Genomic DNA, 19,087 nt, shown 5'->3' with positions numbered 1-19,087 from the left:
TCCGGACGACGGTACCCACACATCCTTCATGGACATCGAGATTCCGCCTGGGCTCCAATGGGTCTCGTATCTGGCTGGCGGGGAATGGCCGCAGGGCAGTGAAACCCGGACGCGCCGCCTGAGTGAGTATTACCAGAACGCTGCTGAAGAGTTGGAAACCCTTATCCCGGAGCTGAACCGGGTTCGCGGGGAGACACTGTCGGTGCTCTTCGGCGACACCGCCGACGCCGCCGACAAGCAATTCGCCATGTTGTTCGATGGTGACTACGCGGTGGACAAGCTTGTCGACGGTTTGGCCGCGATGGGCGACGGCGCCAGCTACTTCGGCACCGAGATCGAATACAACAAGCTGTCGATCATCGTCGGTCTGATTCTTGCGGCAGCCGAAATCAGCTGGTGCCTGGCCAATGCAGGCCCGACAGCGGGAGCTTCATTGTCGGCGATCCCTGCCGTCGAAATGACGACCGCCGCGTTGATACGCCGACTCATCATGGAGGCGTTGGAGCGCATCTTGATGCAGATGCGAGCGATGCTCACCCGGACCGGGATCAAAACCCTGCTGCCGCACATGCTGAAGGAAGGCTTCAAGGAAACGGGCCAAGAGCTCGCCCAGGGTTTGCTCCAGGAGGGAATCGTCCAGGGCATCCAAGCCCAGGAGGGACATGCCGACTACCGATGGGATCGGTTCCGGCAGACCGCGATCGCTTCGGCGGTGGGTGGTGGCACGGGCGGAGCATCGGCAGTGCCGGTTGCCTTCGGGCTGAGTGGGTCTCGCACCAAGCTGGGCAATCGCCTCGCTGGAGTGACGACGATGTTCACCGCCGGGATCACCGGGAACATCGCCGGATCCCTGTCAGTGGGTGGCGGATTGGACACGGTGTCCATCCTCGCCGGTGCAACGTCGACCAGCATCGGCGGCATCAAAGGTATGGGCGGGGGGCGTACCAATGGCACCGACCCCGAAAACGGGCCGAATAATGCGCCGAATGACCCGACCTCGCCAGCTGAACCATCCGGGCCGACGCCAGACGACTTGGCCGATGTTGACCCGGATGCCAAAGTCGACGAGTCGACGGACACGACCGGCGAACAAGATGACACCCGTGACGATACCGAAGGCCGGCAGTCGTCGGGTGGTGCTCGGGCCACGCCCACTTCTACCAACACGACTTCCGTCAAAGGTGCTGTAGCCCAGCATGATCCGTCGGCATCGGGACAGGGTGAAAGCGCCGATCAGAGGGCTGCTGTCGACGACAGTCCAACAACATCTTCGCCCGAATCCAGTGCGCCGCAAACTGGCGAGGTCGGCGACAGAGCCAACCAGGAGCCAGACCATGCAGCTCCCGACGATTCCCATCACGCCGAGCCGTCCACTCAGTCGCCCGACCACGCTGCGCCCACCCGCGAAGCCAACGACCAACCTCAACAGCCGCCAGAACACGCTGCGCCAGATAATCCGGTAACCGACAGTCCTGCAGCGCAGAACGGGCATGTGCCGGAAAGCCATGATCCGGCTACGTCCGATCCGTCGACGTCCGATCCCACAACGGTCGCCGAGACCGGTCCTGAAACCACGATTGAACCGGCCGCCGACACTGTTATATCGGGCGACCTGTCAACCGACACAACTGTCGACACCACCGACGCTGCGCAGATTCAGCATCCAGTCACCCCGGCTGCGGCGACACCGCCGGCTCCTGCGAATGCCGCAGCGCCGATACCGGTCTCTAATCCACCCATCGCGCCGACGACGCCGACGCCGAAGCCGGCCGCTGCATCGGGCCCAGTCCAATCCCGGGATTCGACGGCGGCGGAAGAAACGCCCGAAGCGAGTGGTGACACACCGGTTGCGGCAGCATCGAGCACAATCGCGTCGCCCTCCGAGAATGCCGGAATTCCTGCCGCGCGCATTCACGACAGCGCGGCCACACCAGAGCAGTCGACAGCCCAGCAAGACGGAGAGAGCAGGGTTGCGGCGGCCCGCGCCGATGGCACCGACACTGCCACCGACAACCCGAACGGCGAAACGCGATCCTCGCCGCCAGCAGAACCGGCGACCGACAATCGACCACCACCAAACGCCAACTGCGCCAACAATGTCGCCGACCGCTTGACCAACAGATATCGCCGCTTCGGTCGCATCTTCCGGATCAGGGCAGAACCCACTTCGCGAGGTGTACGGGCCAGGGCGTTGTTCGAGGCAGCCGGCTCGAGCGCGGAGTTCGCAACGTACGCCGATATCGAGGCGAAGCTGAAGAGCGATGAGCTGGGGCCTGGCTCGGCTGCCATCATCACTTCCGCGTGGGCCGGTGGGCCGAATCAAGGCGGGCACGCCTACCTCGCAGTGAATGACGGTGACGGGATCTACCTGCTCGACGGCGAGACGGGTGAGCGATTGGGTTGGCCACCGTCGTGGGGTAGGTCCGCGGTGTCGCTGACGGCGGTCGGCTACCTGGACGCGCACGGTGAGGCAGTGTCGTCGGCCGGCAACGGCCCGACAGGGCTGGCCGCTGCGGATGCGGTGGGCTACGTCCGCGGCCATCGAGATGATGGTGACACCTCGAACGACGGTGGGCGTGACCCAGGGGACCGCTGGCGTGACGCGGTGCCGCCAGACAGGCGGGCCGGGGGGGCGCTGGGCCGGCGAGTGCCGCCGTTGGATGCCGACCACGTCGACCAGTTGCGCAACCCGCTGGGCTCGATGGAGGCCGCCGACGCGCGGGCCCGGAGCAACGCCACCTGGTGGGCCAAATTGACGGGTGACGAACAACGTGCGTTGATCGACACCTACCCTCGGCACATCGGCAACGCCGAAGGCATCCCGGCAGATGCTCGCCACGAAGCGAACAAGCGCTCGCTCGACCAGTCTCGACGCCAGTTGCAGGCCTTGCGAGACGATGGTCATCGGCTGAGCCGGAGTCAGCGCAAGCTGCTGGCTCGCCTCGATCGAATCGACCAGGCGCTGAACCGGTCTGACCATCTTGCCCAGCAGGCCGGTGTCGGGGGCCCGCGACTACTTGCCTTTGATTCCACGGCATTTGGCGGCGACGGCCGGGCGGTGGTCAGCTTCGGTGCGGACCCGTATCGCGCACAGTCGGTGTCCTGGCACATTCCCGGCCAGGGCATGACGATCGATCAGCTCGGCTACTGCATGGGCGACGCGCTCAACCATCTGCGGTCGACCATGCAAGAGAACCCAGAGTTGAGCGCGGCGTCGATCGCCTGGATCGGTTACGACACGCCGAGCGGCCTGAGCAGTTGGCGTGCAGCCGGTCACAGTCTTGCCCGGCAAGGGGGCGCGAACCTCTACAGCGACATCCGTGCCTTCAATGCGGCTCGCGACACCTGGGCCGGGGATGACAGTCATTTCAGTGAGAACCACGTGTTCGCGCATTCGTACGGATCGACAGCAGCCAGCTATGCCGGACGAGATGGGCGGCTGGCCAACGATATTCGCACCATCTCCCTCGCGGGATCTCCGGGAACCGGTCCAGTGCGGACGGCGAGCGAGTTCGGTCTGGGCGACAACGTCTACGTCGCATCATCGTCGCGGGATCCGTTCACCGCCCTCGGTGGACGAACTCCCGGTTCACGCGGCCGCATCTTCGGTATCGGTCTCGGTGTCGATCCCGCGATGGATACCTTCGGCGGCCAACGTGTTACAGCCGAATTCTCGTCGGATATGGACCGAAGACAAAGCCGTGGCACGCACAATTCCTACTACCGATTCGCCAACCGCGGAACAGACCCGCCAGTTCGCAGCGAATCATTGGCCAACTTCGGCCGAATCGCGGCCGGGCACGTTGACCGCATCGATACCGAACAACACCGGACCGCCGACGAGCAGCCCCGGCGGTTCTTCGGCACACGCCAGCGCACAGTCGAACCAGCGGCGGGCCGGCCGCTGCGGCTTGACGGTGAAGCGAGTACCCGGGGTGACCGTGAAACCCGGCGGTGGTGGAATCCACGATGGGCCAATGAGGTTCAGTCGACGGACGCAGCGCAGCTCGAACCACGTACTCCCGAACAGGTCGCGCAGGACGCACTTGAACAGCGAGGAGTGGCAGCTGCCGCTGACCTGGTGAGCCCGGCTGATCACGACGTCCCGGTGCGTGAGGCGGTGGCCCGCGCGCGCAGGAACGCTCAGTGGTGGGCGAGTCTGTCGCGTGATCAGCAGCAGGCGTTGATCAACACATATTCGCGAGAGATCGGCAATGCCGAGGGAATTCCTCCGATGGCCCGAGATGAGGCCAATCAGAGGATGTTGCGGAGGTACCTGGCGCATCGCGATCTGCTCGTGTCACGACGTGACAACGGCGTGGCGCTGAGCCCCGGACAAGAGCGCTATGTCAAGTTGATGAACGAAATCGATGCGGCGATGCGCACGGCTGAATGCAATGTCGAGAAGTTCGGTATGCGCGACCAGGGGCCGTATCTCTTGGCGCTCGATCCGCAGGCGTTCGGCGGCGTGGGCCGCGCGATCGTGAGCTTCGGCGCGGACCCCTATACGGCACAGTCGGTGTCATGGTACGTACCGGGTATGTCGACGACGATCGACAAACTTTCGCTGATCACCAGTCGGGCATTCAATCAGCTTCGCTCCGTACAGCAGGAGAATCCGGATCTGTCGGTCGCGTCGATTGCCTATATCGGATATCGAGCGCCCGGCAGCTGGGATGCAAAGGTGCTGTCACAGCGGTTGGCCCGCGAAGGCGGCGAGATCTTCTGCAGCGACATCTCGGCATTCAACGCCGGCCGTGACGTATTCACCGGGGACGGTAGTCATTTCAGCGGCAACCATGTGTTCGCCCATTCCTATGGCTCGAGCACGGTCAGCCATGCCGGGAGCGGGCGTCGGCTGGCCGACCAAGTGCGGACCATCACTCTCATCGGTTCGCCGGGCGCCGGGCCGATGCGCCACGCCAGCCAGTTCGGTATCGGGGACAACGTCTTCGTTGCCGCATCTTCGCGCGACCCGGTCACCGGTTTCGGCGGTGAGCGTCCGGGTCTGCGAAGTCGATTCAGCGGTCGCACTGGGCAGGGAATGGACCCGGCCATGCATGAGTTCGGCGCGAGGCGGATCACCGCGGAGTTCCCCGTCGCGGTCGACCATCGTGGCGCAGGGTCGCGTATGACCCATAGCTTGTACTGGGCGTACATGGACCCGGGTACAACGCAGGTTCGCAGTGAATCGCTGACCAATTTCGGGCGCATCGCCGCCGGGCGTACCGACCAGGTCGACACGGAAGACCATCGCACCATCGACCGACAGCCGCGGCGCTTCTTCGGCGGTTCTCGTGAACGGACTTTCGAACCGGCGATCGGACGACATCTCCGGCTCAGTGACGACCCGAACGCTCACCATCCTGTCGACGGCCGACATATCTGGAATCCGCGGTTCCGTAACTCACCGGAGACAGCCACCACACTGACGGAGGCCCGCGCAGCCGCGGCCGAACCGACCTTGCTCGGGTTGCCCGACAACGCGTTGAGCGATGTCGAGCAAGAACGTGCACGGGATAAGGCTCTGGCCACGGCTGCACTAAAGGCCGGAAGACTCAACCCGAGCGATCTGGTGAGTCCGGCTGATCACAAGGTTCCGGTGGCTGACGCAGTGGCCCGGGCGCGCAGGAACGCTCAGTGGTGGGCGGGTCTGTCGCGTGATCAGCAGCAGGGGTTGATCAACACATATTCGCGAGAGATCGGCAACGCCGAGGGAATTCCTCCGATGGCCCGGAATGAGGCCAATCAGAGGATGTTGCGGAGGTACCTGGCGCATCGCGATCTGCTGGTCTCGCGACGCGAGAACGGCGTGGCGCTGAACTCCGCCGAGGTGCGCTATGTCAAGCTGATGCACGAGATCGACAACGGCCTGCTGGCTGCCGAACGCAGACTCGCGCAGTTGGGCTTGCACGACCAGGGTCCGTACCTGTTGGCCCTCGATCCACGCGCGTTCGGTGGTGCGGGCCGTGCGATTGTCAGCTTCGGCGCGAATCCCTATACCGCGCAGTCGGTATCGTGGTACGTGCCGGGCATGACGACCAACATCGAGAAGATGCGGGCGATGGCGCTGCGTGGAATCAACCAGCTGCAGTCCACGTTGCAGGAAAACCCCGACCTGTCGGCTGCTTCGATCACCTACATCGGGTACCGGGCGCCGGGCAGCTGGGATCCTCGTGTTGGATTCCAGCGGATGGCCCGTCAGGGTGGCAATATTTTCTGCAGCGATCTGTTGTCCTTCAACGCAGGTCGTGACGTATTCACCGGGGACGGTAGTCATTTCAGCGGCAACCATGTGTTCGCCCATTCCTATGGCTCGAGCACGGTCAGCCATGCCGGGAGCGGCCGACGGTTGGCCGGTCATGTGCGGACCATCACCATGATCGGCTCGCCCGGTGCGGGGCCGCTACGCACCGCTCGCGATTTCGGCATCGGCGACAATGTCTTTGTTGCCGCGTCATCGCGGGACCGCACCACAGGGCTGGGCGGCGACCGTCCGGGTGCACGCGGACGGATATTCCGGGGGATGGGCCAAGGGATAGACCCAGCGATGGACATCTTCCGTGCCCGCCGGATCACTGCGGAATTCCCTGCGGTGCTGGACCATATGGGTGCGGGTTCGCGGATGACTCACAGCCTGTATTGGGCGTACATGGATCCGGGAACCACTCGGGTTCGGAGTGAGGCGCTGACGAATTTCGGGCGCATCGCGGCCGGACGTGCCGACCAGGTCGACACCGAGGGACATCGCACTCTGGATCGGCGACCGCGGCGCCTGTTCCCGGGCCTGCGGGAACGCTCGGTCGAACCTGCACTCGGACGGCCGCTACGACTCGCCGATGATCCCAACACGTACCATTCGGTTCACGGGCGAAACCGCTGGAATCCAAACTTCCTGCGCAGCAACAACTGCGCTCAGTTCGTCGTCGACGAGCTCAACCGGCGTTATCCAGACCGCAATTTCGCACTGCCTACCGAGCCGTCAGCACGGGGAGTGCCGGCGCGCAGCCTGTTCCAAGCCATCGCGTCGAGCGCCCGGTTCACCACTTATGACGAAATCCCGTCCATGCTCGAAGGACTCGGCATCGGCTCATCCGCGGTGTTGGTGTCGCGCTGGAGCGGCCGAAGCCAGGGCGGTCATGCGTACTTCGCGGTCAAAGTCGGCCCGGAGATCAACGACATCATCGTGGTCGACTCGCACAGTGGTGAAACAACTGGTTGGCCCCCGAAATGGGGTGAAGGCGCGGTCAGGCGGACAGCGGTGGGTTACCTGCGTGCCGATGGCTCCGCACTGGAAACCCTCACCGGTGACACCGGGTTGTCTGCTGCCGACCGCATCGGTCACGTGCAGGGGTCGCCCGCCGTCGACGACAATCTGTCACCGGCCGAACAAGCATTGGCACTTCGGGTCCCACGCGTGCAGCCCGACGAGTTGCGCAACCCGCTAGGGAACGCCGAGGAAGCCGCGGCCCGGGCCCGCAACAACGCCACCTGGTGGCAGCGCTTGTCCCCTACTCAGCGCCAGGACGTCATCGATGCCTATCCTGAGCACATCGGCAATGCCGAAGGCATACCAGCCAAGGTTCGCGACGAAGCCAATCGCAATGTGGTGAAGCAACTTCGAGACCGCGCCGACCGGATTCAAACCAAGATCGATGAATTCGAACGGCCGACCCGTGCGGAACGGCAGTTCCTGGCCAAGTTCAACCGTCTCGACCAGGCCCTGCAGAAGGCGACGACTGACGCGCAGCAGGCCGGGCAGGACGCGCCGCTGTTGCTGGCGTTCGACCCCGTGGAGTTCGGTGGGGACGGACGCGCGGTCTTGAGTTTCGGCCACGACCCATACACGGCGGATTCGGTGTCCTGGCATGTGCCTGGCGTGCAGACGACGCTGAACTCGCTCTTCGGGTTCTACACGCACTCCGCGCTGAACCACCTGCAGTCCGTTCAACAGGAGAACCCGGGACTGAAGGCATCGTCGATCGCGTGGATCGGCTACGACACGCCCAGTGGCCTGAACCTTTGGCGCGCGGCCGGCCACAAGCTCGCACGCGTGGGCGGTGACACTCTCTACAGTGACATCACCGCATTCAACGCGGTCCGAGAGGCTGCGGATGGCAGCGCATTCACCGGTAATCACGTGTTCGGCTACTCCTATGGGTCGACCACCACCGGCTACGCCGGCCGTGACGGGAGGCTCGCCGGTCACGTCAGCACGATCTCGCTCGTGGGATCGCCGGGTGTCGGCCCGGTGCGACACGCGTCGGGATTCGGCATCGGTGAACACAACGTCTTCGTCGCGTCCTCGTCGCAGGACGTGGTGACCATGCTGGGCGGTCGGACCCCAGGTTCGTCCGGCCGGATTCTCGGCATCGGGCTCGGAATAAATCCGGCGATGAATTCTTTTGGCGCGGTGCGGATGACGGCCGAGTTCCCGTCGACGATGAGTCACCTGCGTACCGGTGGTACCCATCACGCTTACTATCTGCGCACGGGTACCTCGGAACGCACCGAGTCGCTGGCCAACCTCGGCCGGGTCGCGGCTGGGCACCCCGAACGGGTCGATGTCGAACAACACCGCACCGCCGGTCGTTGGCGCACCGTCGAACCCGCAACCGCACGTCGGGTTGACGGGCAGCTCACGTCACGGCAGACCTCGGAGACCGAGCAACCATCTCGTGTCGAAACCCGCCCCGAACCACCGCCTCCTGAAAGCTCGCCACCGCGTGCCGACGGCGCGACCGTAGCCGAACGCGCGAAAGCCGCTTTGGCCCAACGGGGTGTGCGAGCAGCCGATCTGGTCAATCCGTTGGGTAAGGCGGAGCTGGCCGAAGCCCGAGCGGCCGACAACGCCACCTGGTGGGCCGGGCTGGAGGAACAGCAACGGCAAGATCTGATCGCGACGTTCCCTCGGCAGATCGGCAACGCCGAAGGTATCTGGGCGGCGCATCGTGATCAGGCGAACCGCGCTATGTTGGACCGTTATCGGGCTCGGGCCAACGAGATTCAAGCAAGGCTGAATCGCGGTGAGCGCATCAACGAGGCGGAGCTCGACTATCTGCGGCGGATCAACAAGATCGATAGCGGGTTGAATGATGCGGCTGAGGCCGCCAAGAAGGCGGGTGTGGGCGGCCCCTTGCTCCTTGCCTTCGACCCGTTGGCATTTGGTCGTGATGGACGTGCCATCGTCAGCTTTACCAGTGATCCCGACAATCCGAAGAATCCGGACCCGTACCAGGCGAAGTCGGTGTCCTGGATTGTGCCCGGCATCCGGAGCACGATCGAGACTCTCAGCGGCTTCTATATCCAGGGCGCGCTCAACCACTTGCTGTCGACGATGCAGGAAAACCCGACGCAATCGGCGGCCTCGATGCTGTGGATCGGATATGACGCGCCCAACGACGCGCATGAGTGGCGTGCTGCCGGGCACAAGTTGGCGCGCGAGGGCGGTGACATTCTCTACAGCGACGTCCGGGCGTTCAACGCCGCGCGCAATACGTGGACCGGCGAAGGCAGCAAGTTCACCGGCAACCATATCTTCGGGCATTCCTACGGATCGACCACGACGAGCTACGCGGGGCGTGACGGGCGTCTGAAGGGCTACGTCAGCACAGTCACACTCATCGGGTCTCCGGGGGCCGGACCACTCAGCAACGCAAGTGAATTCGATATCGGCGATGGAAACGTCTTCGTCGCGTCGTCGTCGTACGACTTCATCACAGCGCTGGGTGGACGAACTCCCGATCAGGACGGTCGGGTGCTCGGTCGCGGTCTGGGTATCGACCCGGTGATGGACGCCTTCGGCGCAGTCCGGGTGACCGCCGAGTTCCCGGCTGCGATGAACACCTGGGAGAGCTACGCGACGCATCGCGACTACTTCGCCCATGTCGACGCTGGTCAAACGATCCGCACCGAGTCTCTCGCGAACTTCGGTCGGATCGCCGCGGGGCATGCGGAACGGCTGGACCTCGAATCGCACCGGACGGACGCCGGCAGGTCCGGCCGCGGACTGCGTTTGCGCACCCGAGAACCAGCGGCAGGGCGGGTACTGCGCCTCGAAGGCGACACCGGTGCCGAGTACTCGGGCAACCGTTTCAGTCTCGAACGTTGGAACCCACGCTGGCTGCCCGGTGCAGACTGTGCACTGCAAGTCGCGCATGCGTTGTCAGTGATGTTCGGGCGCAGTATCACTATCGACGCCGAGCCGACGTCCAGGGGTGTTCCCGCCAGAAGCCTGTTCGAAGCGATCAATTCGAGTGCCCAGTTCGCCACTTACGAGGAAATCGAGAACGCATTACTCGACCCGGATAACCCCGCCACAGTGGCGGTGCTGGCGTCGAGCTGGACCGGCCGAGGTCAGGGTGGCCATGCGTATCTCGCGGTCAACGAGGGTGGCAAGGTCTATCTGGTCGACCCGCACAGCGGCAAACGTTCTGGGTGGCCGCCCTATTGGGGTGAGGATGCCGTCAAGCGCACGGCGGTGGGTTACCTCAGGTCGAATGGCAAGCCCGTCGTCGAGCTTCACGGCGATACCACTGGTCAGCTGGCCGACGCCGACAAAATCGGCCACGTCCAGGGACACCGCGATACCTCGGACTTCGCGCGACTGCAGGCGGAGTACCGCGCGCAGAATCCCACTACTCGTCATGTCGACACCCGTTATGCCCAACCGGTCGGCGAGGTGGTGGACAACACCGGGGACCTGGCTTCGGCCCGGCAACTCGCCGAGGACCTTTCGGGTGTCTATGGCCCGTACCGGATTGAATTGGAGGCCTTGAGGTTCGGCAGCGAAGTCAGGCTGACCGGCAAGATCTTCAACGGCGATACCGAGATCGGAACCATCCAGCGGATATTCGACCGCGACGGAAATGGGAAACTGGTCGCCTATCACACCGGACTAGTCATCAAGGACACGCAACTGCAGGGCCAGGGTTTCTCCCGGTCGCTGTCCTCGGAGCTGGAACGCTTGTACGTGGACTCCGGTGTGGACCGCATCGAATTGACGACCCATGCGCAGGGGGGCGCGGCTTGGGCCGACCGTTACACCTGGAACCCTGATCCGGGCCAGCTCCAAGAATCGCTCGACCGCGTCAAGATGGCCGCCAGCCGGCTCTCCCATACCGTCAGCGACCAGGCCAAGGCGTTGCTGGGTGAGATCGTCCAGCGGTTGGAGCCCAATCACCCACGTTTGCCCGAACCTGTTGAGCTGCGACGCCTTGCCACTGCCGCCGAACCGAAACTGGGCAGGCGCCTGTTGGCGAGCGTCGGAAATATCAGGGGCAATGACAATCTGCATTACGTCCGATACATGCCGGTCGCAGAGGAAACCCCGCAGCCGCGCACCGGCTTCTTGGCTCGGCTGAAGGGCTCGCTCGGATTCGGGAACAAGTCGCAGAACTGTGCGCACCGTGTCGCCGCCGCGTTGTCGACCAGATATCCGGGACGCGACTTCCGGGTCGCTGTGGCGCCGTCGCGCACGGGGGTGCCGGCCTGGGCCCTGTTCCAAGCCGTCGGCTCGCGCGCCGAGTTCACGTCGTACGACGACGTGCGTCAGGCGTTGCTGTTCGACGAGGAACTGGGTGATGGTTCGTCGGCGGTACTGACGTCGAGGTGGGCAGGCGGACGTCAGGGCGGCCACGCCTATCTGGCGGTCAACGACGGCGGCGAGGTCTATCTGCTCGATCTCGAGACGGGGCAGCGTTCGGATTGGCCACCGTCTTGGGGTGAAGGTGCGGTCGATCGAACGGCGGTCGGGTACATCCGCCCCAATGGAACCGCCTTGCACGGGCTGGACAACTCGCCGCTGCAAGTGGCGCTGGCCCACGCCGACGCCGTCGGCGATGTCCAGGGCGTGCCGTCCGATCCGGATTTCCTTGCCAGACAAGCTGAGTACCGGGCGCAGGATCACAGAACCCGACGGGTGGACACCCGCTATGCCGAACCGTTGGGCGAGGTGGTCGACGGCCTCGACCCGGCTAGGGCCCGGCGGTTCGCCGACGACCTCTCGGGCGTTTACGGACATCACCCCGTCGAGATGTTCCGCGCGGAAGTCGACGAGCAGTTCAACGAAATCATCGTCGGCGGTCACATCATGAGTGGTGACGAGCCCATCGGGTTCGTGCAGCTGACCTTCAACCATGACAGCGACGGCAACCGGGTCGCGCACGTGAATGTGGTCGAGATCTTCGACAAGAACCTACGCCGCGCAGGATTCTTGACGGCGCTGATGGCGGAACTGGAACCCTGCCTGACGCGCAACGGGTTCCATCGCATCGAATTGCGCACCGAGCAAAACGGCGGCTACGCATTCGCCCGGCTCGACTTCACCTGGAACCCCGACCCGCAGAAGCTGCAACGGTCGCTGGACAGCATCAAGAGCTCGGCCGATCAACTGCGGAATCAGGTCAGCGCCGAGGGACAGGCCGTTCTCGATGACATCGTGCAACGGCTGGAGCCTGGACATCCGAACCTGCCGAAGCCCGCCGAGCTCGCGGTACTCGCTACCCGGGACGAGCCCGATCTGGGCCGAGATCTGCTGACCGGCACTTACTGGAACGGCGTCAAGTACCTACGTGCCGATGACCAAGTCGCGCGCTATCCCTCTCCGGATGACGTGGAGCTGGCGGGGTTCTGGGACCGGATCGGCGGCTTGGACTCGGCTGCATTGACACCTGAGATGCTCGTCGACGCGGTCTATCAGTCCGTGCCAACGGATACCGTCACGGGCTTTTACGAAGGGCGTATCTCGGGGTTCAAGACCGGTGAGGTGGTCCGCGCGCAGCAGCATGTCGCCGACACCCTCGACAACGCATTCTTCCTGTCCGCCGACATCGCCAACCTTCGTGGCCTGAATCAAGCCTGTGCGGACCGCGCAGAGGCCAATGCGCACTTCGCGGGCCTGTCCGCCATTTTCCGTGCAGTACTGGAGGAATCAGGGCTTGTCGTCGTACCGATGCGGATCGGCGGCGACGAACTGGGCGCGGTGGTCGTCGGTGATGTGGACGAGACGCTGATCGAATCTATGGTGGCCCTGACCCGTGCTCGGGTTGCCGAATACGCGCAACGGCACAACCTGGCCGATATCGCCCACCCGAAACATCCAGGGCAGCCGCAATACAACGGTGTCGGGCTACATATCGGCTATGCCGAGGTGCTGCCCGGCCTAGAAGTCCGTGACATCGTCGATGCCGCGGACTTGGGTGTGGATCGCAGTAAGACAAGGAGCAGTGATGTCACAGGAGGACAGGGACGAGCGACTGGGACTGACGGGGCTGAGTCCGGAAGAACGGGCACGTCGGATCGAGGAGCTGGAACGCGAACTGGCCGAGAAGCGGCAGGCGGCGAAAGCGAAGTTGCAGGCAGCACGGGCAGAGAAGATCAAGGAGCGCGACAGCCGCTGAGCGGCAGTGGGTACTCGCAGCCGGATGAGGTCAAACGCGCAGCGTTCGCGGCCGAGGCGGAACGGGTCTGCGGCCAGGGCACCCAAGCGTTGGCCGGCCTCTTTGAGCCACTGCGCCGTGATGAGGTCTCGGGGTTCTATGACGGTCGTAGCGCGCACTTCAAGACCTCAGAGGTGGCGCGGGCACGTGCATGGATGGCCGAGACCGGTCAGCCCGGGTTCTTCGTCTCGGCCATGCTGTCCAATCTGTCGGGGCTGAATCAGCATGTGCAGAACCGGGCCGAGGCCGCCAACGGGCACTACCGTGCTATCACCGAGATGTTCCTCGCGGCCCTCGAGGCGACTGGGGCGGCGATCGTCCCGATACGGACTGGTGGTGACCGACTCGACGCCGTCGTGGTAGGCGAAATTGACTCTGCTGCAATAGATGACGCGATGACCGCGGTCGCCGAAATGATCGCAATCTACACTCAGGACGAGGGCCTGGCCGACATCGCCAACCCGTCAAATGCCGGTCGGCCCGGTGTCCACTTGAACTTGGGGTACGCCGACATCGCGTCGCACGGCGATGTCGAGGACGTCATCCAAGTCGCCGAACAACAGATGTTCAACGCCGCTGACTCCGCAGACCTGGCGGACCAGGCCTTGGCGCAACGAGATTCGCAGTTCGAAGGCACAGATTTGGTGCATTCCGTCGGCGACGCGGAGGCGGCGGCCGAATCGGCCCGAGCCAATGCGGTGTGGTGGAACGGGTTGAGCGACGCCGAGCGGCAGGCGCTGATCGACAAGTATCCCGCACAGATCGGCAATGCCGAGGGAATCCCACCGCTCGACCGCCACGAAGCCAACACCCGCGCACTCCAGGACTGGCTGCGTGACCGCGACGAGTTGCAGGCCATGAAGGACCGCGGGGTCCGCTTGGGCCACGTCAAGTCTTCGCAACTGGAGCGCATGAACCGGGTCGATGACGCGCTGCAACGAGCTGCCGATGCGGCCCGAGAGGCACAAGTCGAAGGTCCGTATCTGTTGAGGTTCGACCCGGATGCGTTCGGCGGCGCGGGAATGGCCATGGTCAGCTTTGGCGCGGATCCGCACCTGGCGGAGTCGGTGTCCTGGCACGTTCCCGGGCGGGGCACGACGCTCGATCACCTCGGTGCCTGCATGGGTTCCGCGCTCAATCATTTGCGGTCCGTACGGCATGAGGACCCGACGGTGGCGGCGGCCTCGATGGCCTGGATCGGCTACGACACGCTGGCCGACGACGCGCCACAAGCGGGTGGCCACGCCCTGCACCGTGACATCCGTGCATTCAATGCCGGACGCGACGCGCTGGCTGAAGGCGGCAGCCGCTTCAGCGCTAACCATGTATTCGGACATTGCCAAGGTTCGACGGTCTCTGGTCATGCGGGCGAAGGCGGTCGGCTGCGAGGACAGATTCGCACCGTTACGCTGATCGGCTCACCTGGTGTGCCGATGGATCACGCGAGTGAGTTCGGTCCGGGAGTAGACGTCTATGTGGCGGCCTCTTCGCTCGACGATTTCACTTGGGACGGAGGTAGAACCCCGGGTGCGCGCGGCACGTTCAGGGACGGTTATGGCGTCGATCCGACCATGGAGTTCTTTGGTGCACAACGGATTACCGCTGAATACCCGCTCAGCCTTGTCGCGATGGGGCACGAATTCGACGCCCACAACTCGTATTACCGGTTCGTCGACAAGAGCACCGGTCAACGCAATGAATCGCTCGCCAATTTCGGTCGCATCGCCGCGGGGCATCCCGGGCGCTTGCAGTTCGAGGCCGACCGTTCCGTTGCCACCAGGGCCGACGGAACGACATCAATCGACGACCCGGCAGCGGTCCGCGCGGTTGAAGTCGAGGATCCTGGTCCGCCCGCTGCGGAGGCGAACCACAGCGACGATCGCGATACTCTGGCGGCCCAACAGGAGTACCGCAACCAGGCCCGTGCCACTCGCACGGTGGACAGCCGCTACGCCGAGCCGTTGGGCGACATCATCGACAACCTTGATGAGCCGCGGCTGCGCCAACTCGCCGAGGATCTCTCCGGGGAGTACGGGCCGTATCGAGTCGAACTGTTCCCCGAATTCGACAGTGAGGGGCGTGCTGGGTATCTCCACGGCGTGATCTATAGCGGCGACACGGAAATCGGCTATGTCGATCGGTCGTTCTACCGGGACGATGACGGGAAACTGGTCGTCTACAACGGCCTGCTGGAAATCACGAATGAGGATTACCGGGGCAAGGGTTTCTCCAAGGCGTTTGCAGCCGAACTCGAGCGCTATTACATACGCAGTGGTGTCGACCGCATCGAGCTCACCTCGTCGTGGCAGGGGAGCAACGCGTGGGCGCGTCAGGGCTTTACCTGGAAGCCGGGTGATACTCCGCTGCAACGGTCACTGGATGCGGTGAAGAGATCGGCGGAGCAGTTGCGTCCGCGGCTCAGCGCTGAGTCTCAGGCTGTTTTGGATGAGATGGTGGCACGGTTGGAGATTGGGCACCCCCGGTTGCCGGAGCCGATTGATCTAGCGCTTCTGGCCACTGCTGATGAGCCGAAGCTGGGCCAGCGTCTGCTCGACAACACCTCGATCTATTTCGTGAAGTATCTGCCTGCACCGGTTGATGTTTCGTCGGGTCCGTTCGAAGGGGACGTGCAGGAGTCCGCGTCGCAGAACTGCGCTCATGGGGCTGCCGATCTGCTGTCGGAGCGGTACCCCGGGCGCGATTTCACGGTGGGGGCGGAGCCCTCGCGCACGGGTGTGCCTGCGCGGGCGTTGTTCGAAGCGGTTGGCTCGGCGTCGCGGTACGCGACCTACGCCCAGGTCGAGGCGACGTTGAAGCACGAGGAGATGGGCGATGGTTCGTCTGCGGTGGTGGTCTCGCGGTGGCGGGGCGGCCGGGCGGGTGGTCACGCGTATCTGGCGGTCAATGACGGCGGCGAGGTCTATCTGCTCGATCCTGAAACGGGGGAGCGATCGGGTTGGCCACCGCACTGGGGTGAGGACGGAGTCGACCGGATCGCGGTGGGCTACCTCGACTCCGACGGTAACCCAACAATTCCGCTCGACGATGTGCCGTTCCGGCTTAACGCCGCCGATGCCGTCGGCGATGTGCGAGGGATGCCATCGCAGGATCCGGATTACGTGTGGCAGCAAGAGGATTACCGCGATCAGGATCGTTCTACCCGCTGGGTGGATACCCGATACGCCGATCTCCTGGGCGATGTGGTCGACGCGGTATCTTCGGACCGGAGCCGGCAGCTGGCCGAGGATCTGTCCGGCATGTACGGGCCGTATCGTGTTGAGCTCGAGGTGCTTTCGCATGGCCGGCAGCGAGTCGTCCTGGAAGGCGACATCTTCGTAGGAGATCGCAACGCCGGCGCCATGACATTGACGTTCGATCGCGACAGCACGGGCAACCTGGTCGTACATGACGACATCCACATCCTCGACGGCGAGGCGCACGGCAGAGATCTCTACGACGCGCTGAACTCGGTGCTGGGGCCGCACTACGCGGACTCTCACGTCGATCGCGTCGTGTCGACCACCGACGCCACGAGTGCCTACGGCGCTGTCAACATCGATGGGACCTGGGATCCGGATCCGGCAAGATTGCAGGAGTCGCTGGACAATCTCAAACTGTCGGCTGACCGCTTGCGACCGACCGTCAGCGACGAGGCCAAGCGCGTTCTTGACGATATCGTCGCTCGGTTGGAGTCCGACCATCCCCGGCTGCCGGAGCCCAGTGACCTGGCGGCGCTCGGCACCCGCGACGAACCCGATCTGGGCTCTCGGCTGCTCGACGGAATACCGGACGACGGTGCGCAGATGAATTACGTCAAGTACCTGTGGGACACGGGAATTCAGCACACCCAGAACTGTGCCCACTGGATTGCGGGAGCCGTGTCGGCCAGGTATGGCCTTGAAGTCGCGCTGGACGCGGAGGTGTCGGAGCGCGGTGCACCGGCTCGCGCGTTGTTCGAGGCGTTCGGGTCTCGCGCCCAGTTCGCCGACTACGCCGACATCGAGCGGGAATTGCTGGCCATGGACTTGGGCGAACCCGGGGAGCCGGGTCCGGCGGCGATCGTGGTGTCGTCGTGGACCGCCGGCCGGTCCGAGGGCGGGCACGCCTATCTCGCGGTCCGTGACGGCGACCATGTCTTCCTGGTGGATCCGTTTACCGGTGAGCGTTCGGGCTGGCCGCCATTTTGGGGCGAGGGTGCGGTGGCGCGTACCGCGGTCGGCTATCTCGATACTCGCGGCGAGCCGACACAACGACTCGATGGCCGCCCGGACGAGTTGAGTGCCGCCGACGCCGTCGGCCATGTGCAAGGGGGCGTGCCCGGCGATCCGCTCGCCGCTCTCGGCCTGCCGGACTACACGCCGGGCTCGCTGTCCGAGCGGGAAGCCGTCACGGTGTTCAGCCACGGCGAGCACGGGATGCGCGAGCTCAACGAGCAGTTGATCCGCGAGGGCGTCGGTGCCGAGGAACGAGCCAGGCAGCTGTCCGATATCCGAAATTCGCTGCGGGCCCGCACGTATGAGCTGATGAGCAACCGAGCCGCGGCGGATTGGCTGGCGGCCCACACTCCCAATCCGACCTTCGAGGAACTGGTCGGCCGGAACCAGGAGAGGGGCCTCGTCGGAGACGAGGTCTTTGAAGCGATCATCGAGACCGCGACGCACAGCCACTTTGCCCCCGGCACCCTCTCGGATATCGAGACGACCGAGCTGTACTCGCAGTTCGAGCTCGGCTTGCGCGCGCTCAACGAGCAGATGATCCGCGACGGGCTCAGTGCCGAGCAGCGGGCCAGAGAATTGTCCGGGCTGCGCAGCTCGCTACGTGCCTGGACGCGTGAACTGATGGAGAACCGGCCCGCTGCGGAGTGGATGGCGGCCTATGAAAGCAACCCGACCTTCGACGACCTGGTGGCGCGGTATGAGCGCAAGGGGTTGTCCGGCGATGCCGTCTATGAGGCCATCATCGACGGTGCCACCCACAGCCATTACGCGACCGCCACGCTGTCCGACGAGGAGACCCGCACCGTCTACACCACATTGGAACTCAAGATGCGGGAGATCCGGGACAAGCTGCTGCGCGATGGTGTCGGCGCGGAGGAGAGAGCCAGGACGATGTACGGGCTGCGGGCCACCATACGCAGCTGGACGCGTGCGTTGATGCAGAATCGCGAGTTGGCGGACGACCTCAACGCGAACGAGCGCAACCCAACCTTCGAGGAGTTGGTGGAAAAGAATCGGGCAAGAGGAAAGGTTGGCGACGAAATCTATGAAGCGATCGTCGAGAGCTCGACCCGCAGCCGTGGCAGTGTGAACGAGTCGTTGGGCATCGACCCGGAGAATCCACCCGATCTGCCTCCGATGCGTGGGCCGGCCGACCCTGATGGAGATACCGGAGAGGACAGCTATGACCGATGATCTGAGACCGCTGCGCTACGACCAGTCCGGTTTGCGAGGTAAGCGGGCTCGCGTGCTGGTCGACGAGCCGACCGACGAGATCGACTGGCCGGCCGACCTGCCGGCCGGGATCAAGACCGTGGTTATCGTGGACGACACTCCGAACCCACATCACACGCTGCGCGTGCACCCGCCGGACGACCCGGAAAGGGTGGCTTTGGTGGTGTTCGACCAGCTCGCCCTTTGCGAGGATTAGGC

The 19,087-nt window shown here is 64.4% G+C and carries 2 protein-coding genes; both read left to right on the top strand.

What is annotated here, in order from left to right; translation table 11 throughout:
- Nucleotides 1-28 precede the first annotated feature (28 nt).
- Complete coding sequence (locus tag G6N57_RS03500; protein WP_163646588.1) at nt 29-18,850, top strand: alpha/beta hydrolase; 18,822 nt, start codon at nt 29-31, stop codon at nt 18,848-18,850.
- Nucleotides 18,840-19,085, top strand: coding sequence for a DUF7161 family protein (locus tag G6N57_RS03495; RefSeq protein WP_077738617.1), 246 nt, complete (start codon nt 18,840-18,842; stop codon nt 19,083-19,085). Before G6N57_RS03500 ends, G6N57_RS03495 begins: the two co-directional genes overlap by 11 nt.
- The last annotated feature ends 2 nt before the right edge of the window (nt 19,086-19,087 follow it).

The sequence above is a fragment of the Mycolicibacterium boenickei genome (genome assembly GCF_010731295.1).
GTDB classification, from domain to species: Bacteria; Actinomycetota; Actinomycetes; order Mycobacteriales; family Mycobacteriaceae; genus Mycobacterium; species Mycobacterium boenickei.
This window is presented reverse-complemented; position numbering and strand designations above follow the sequence as displayed.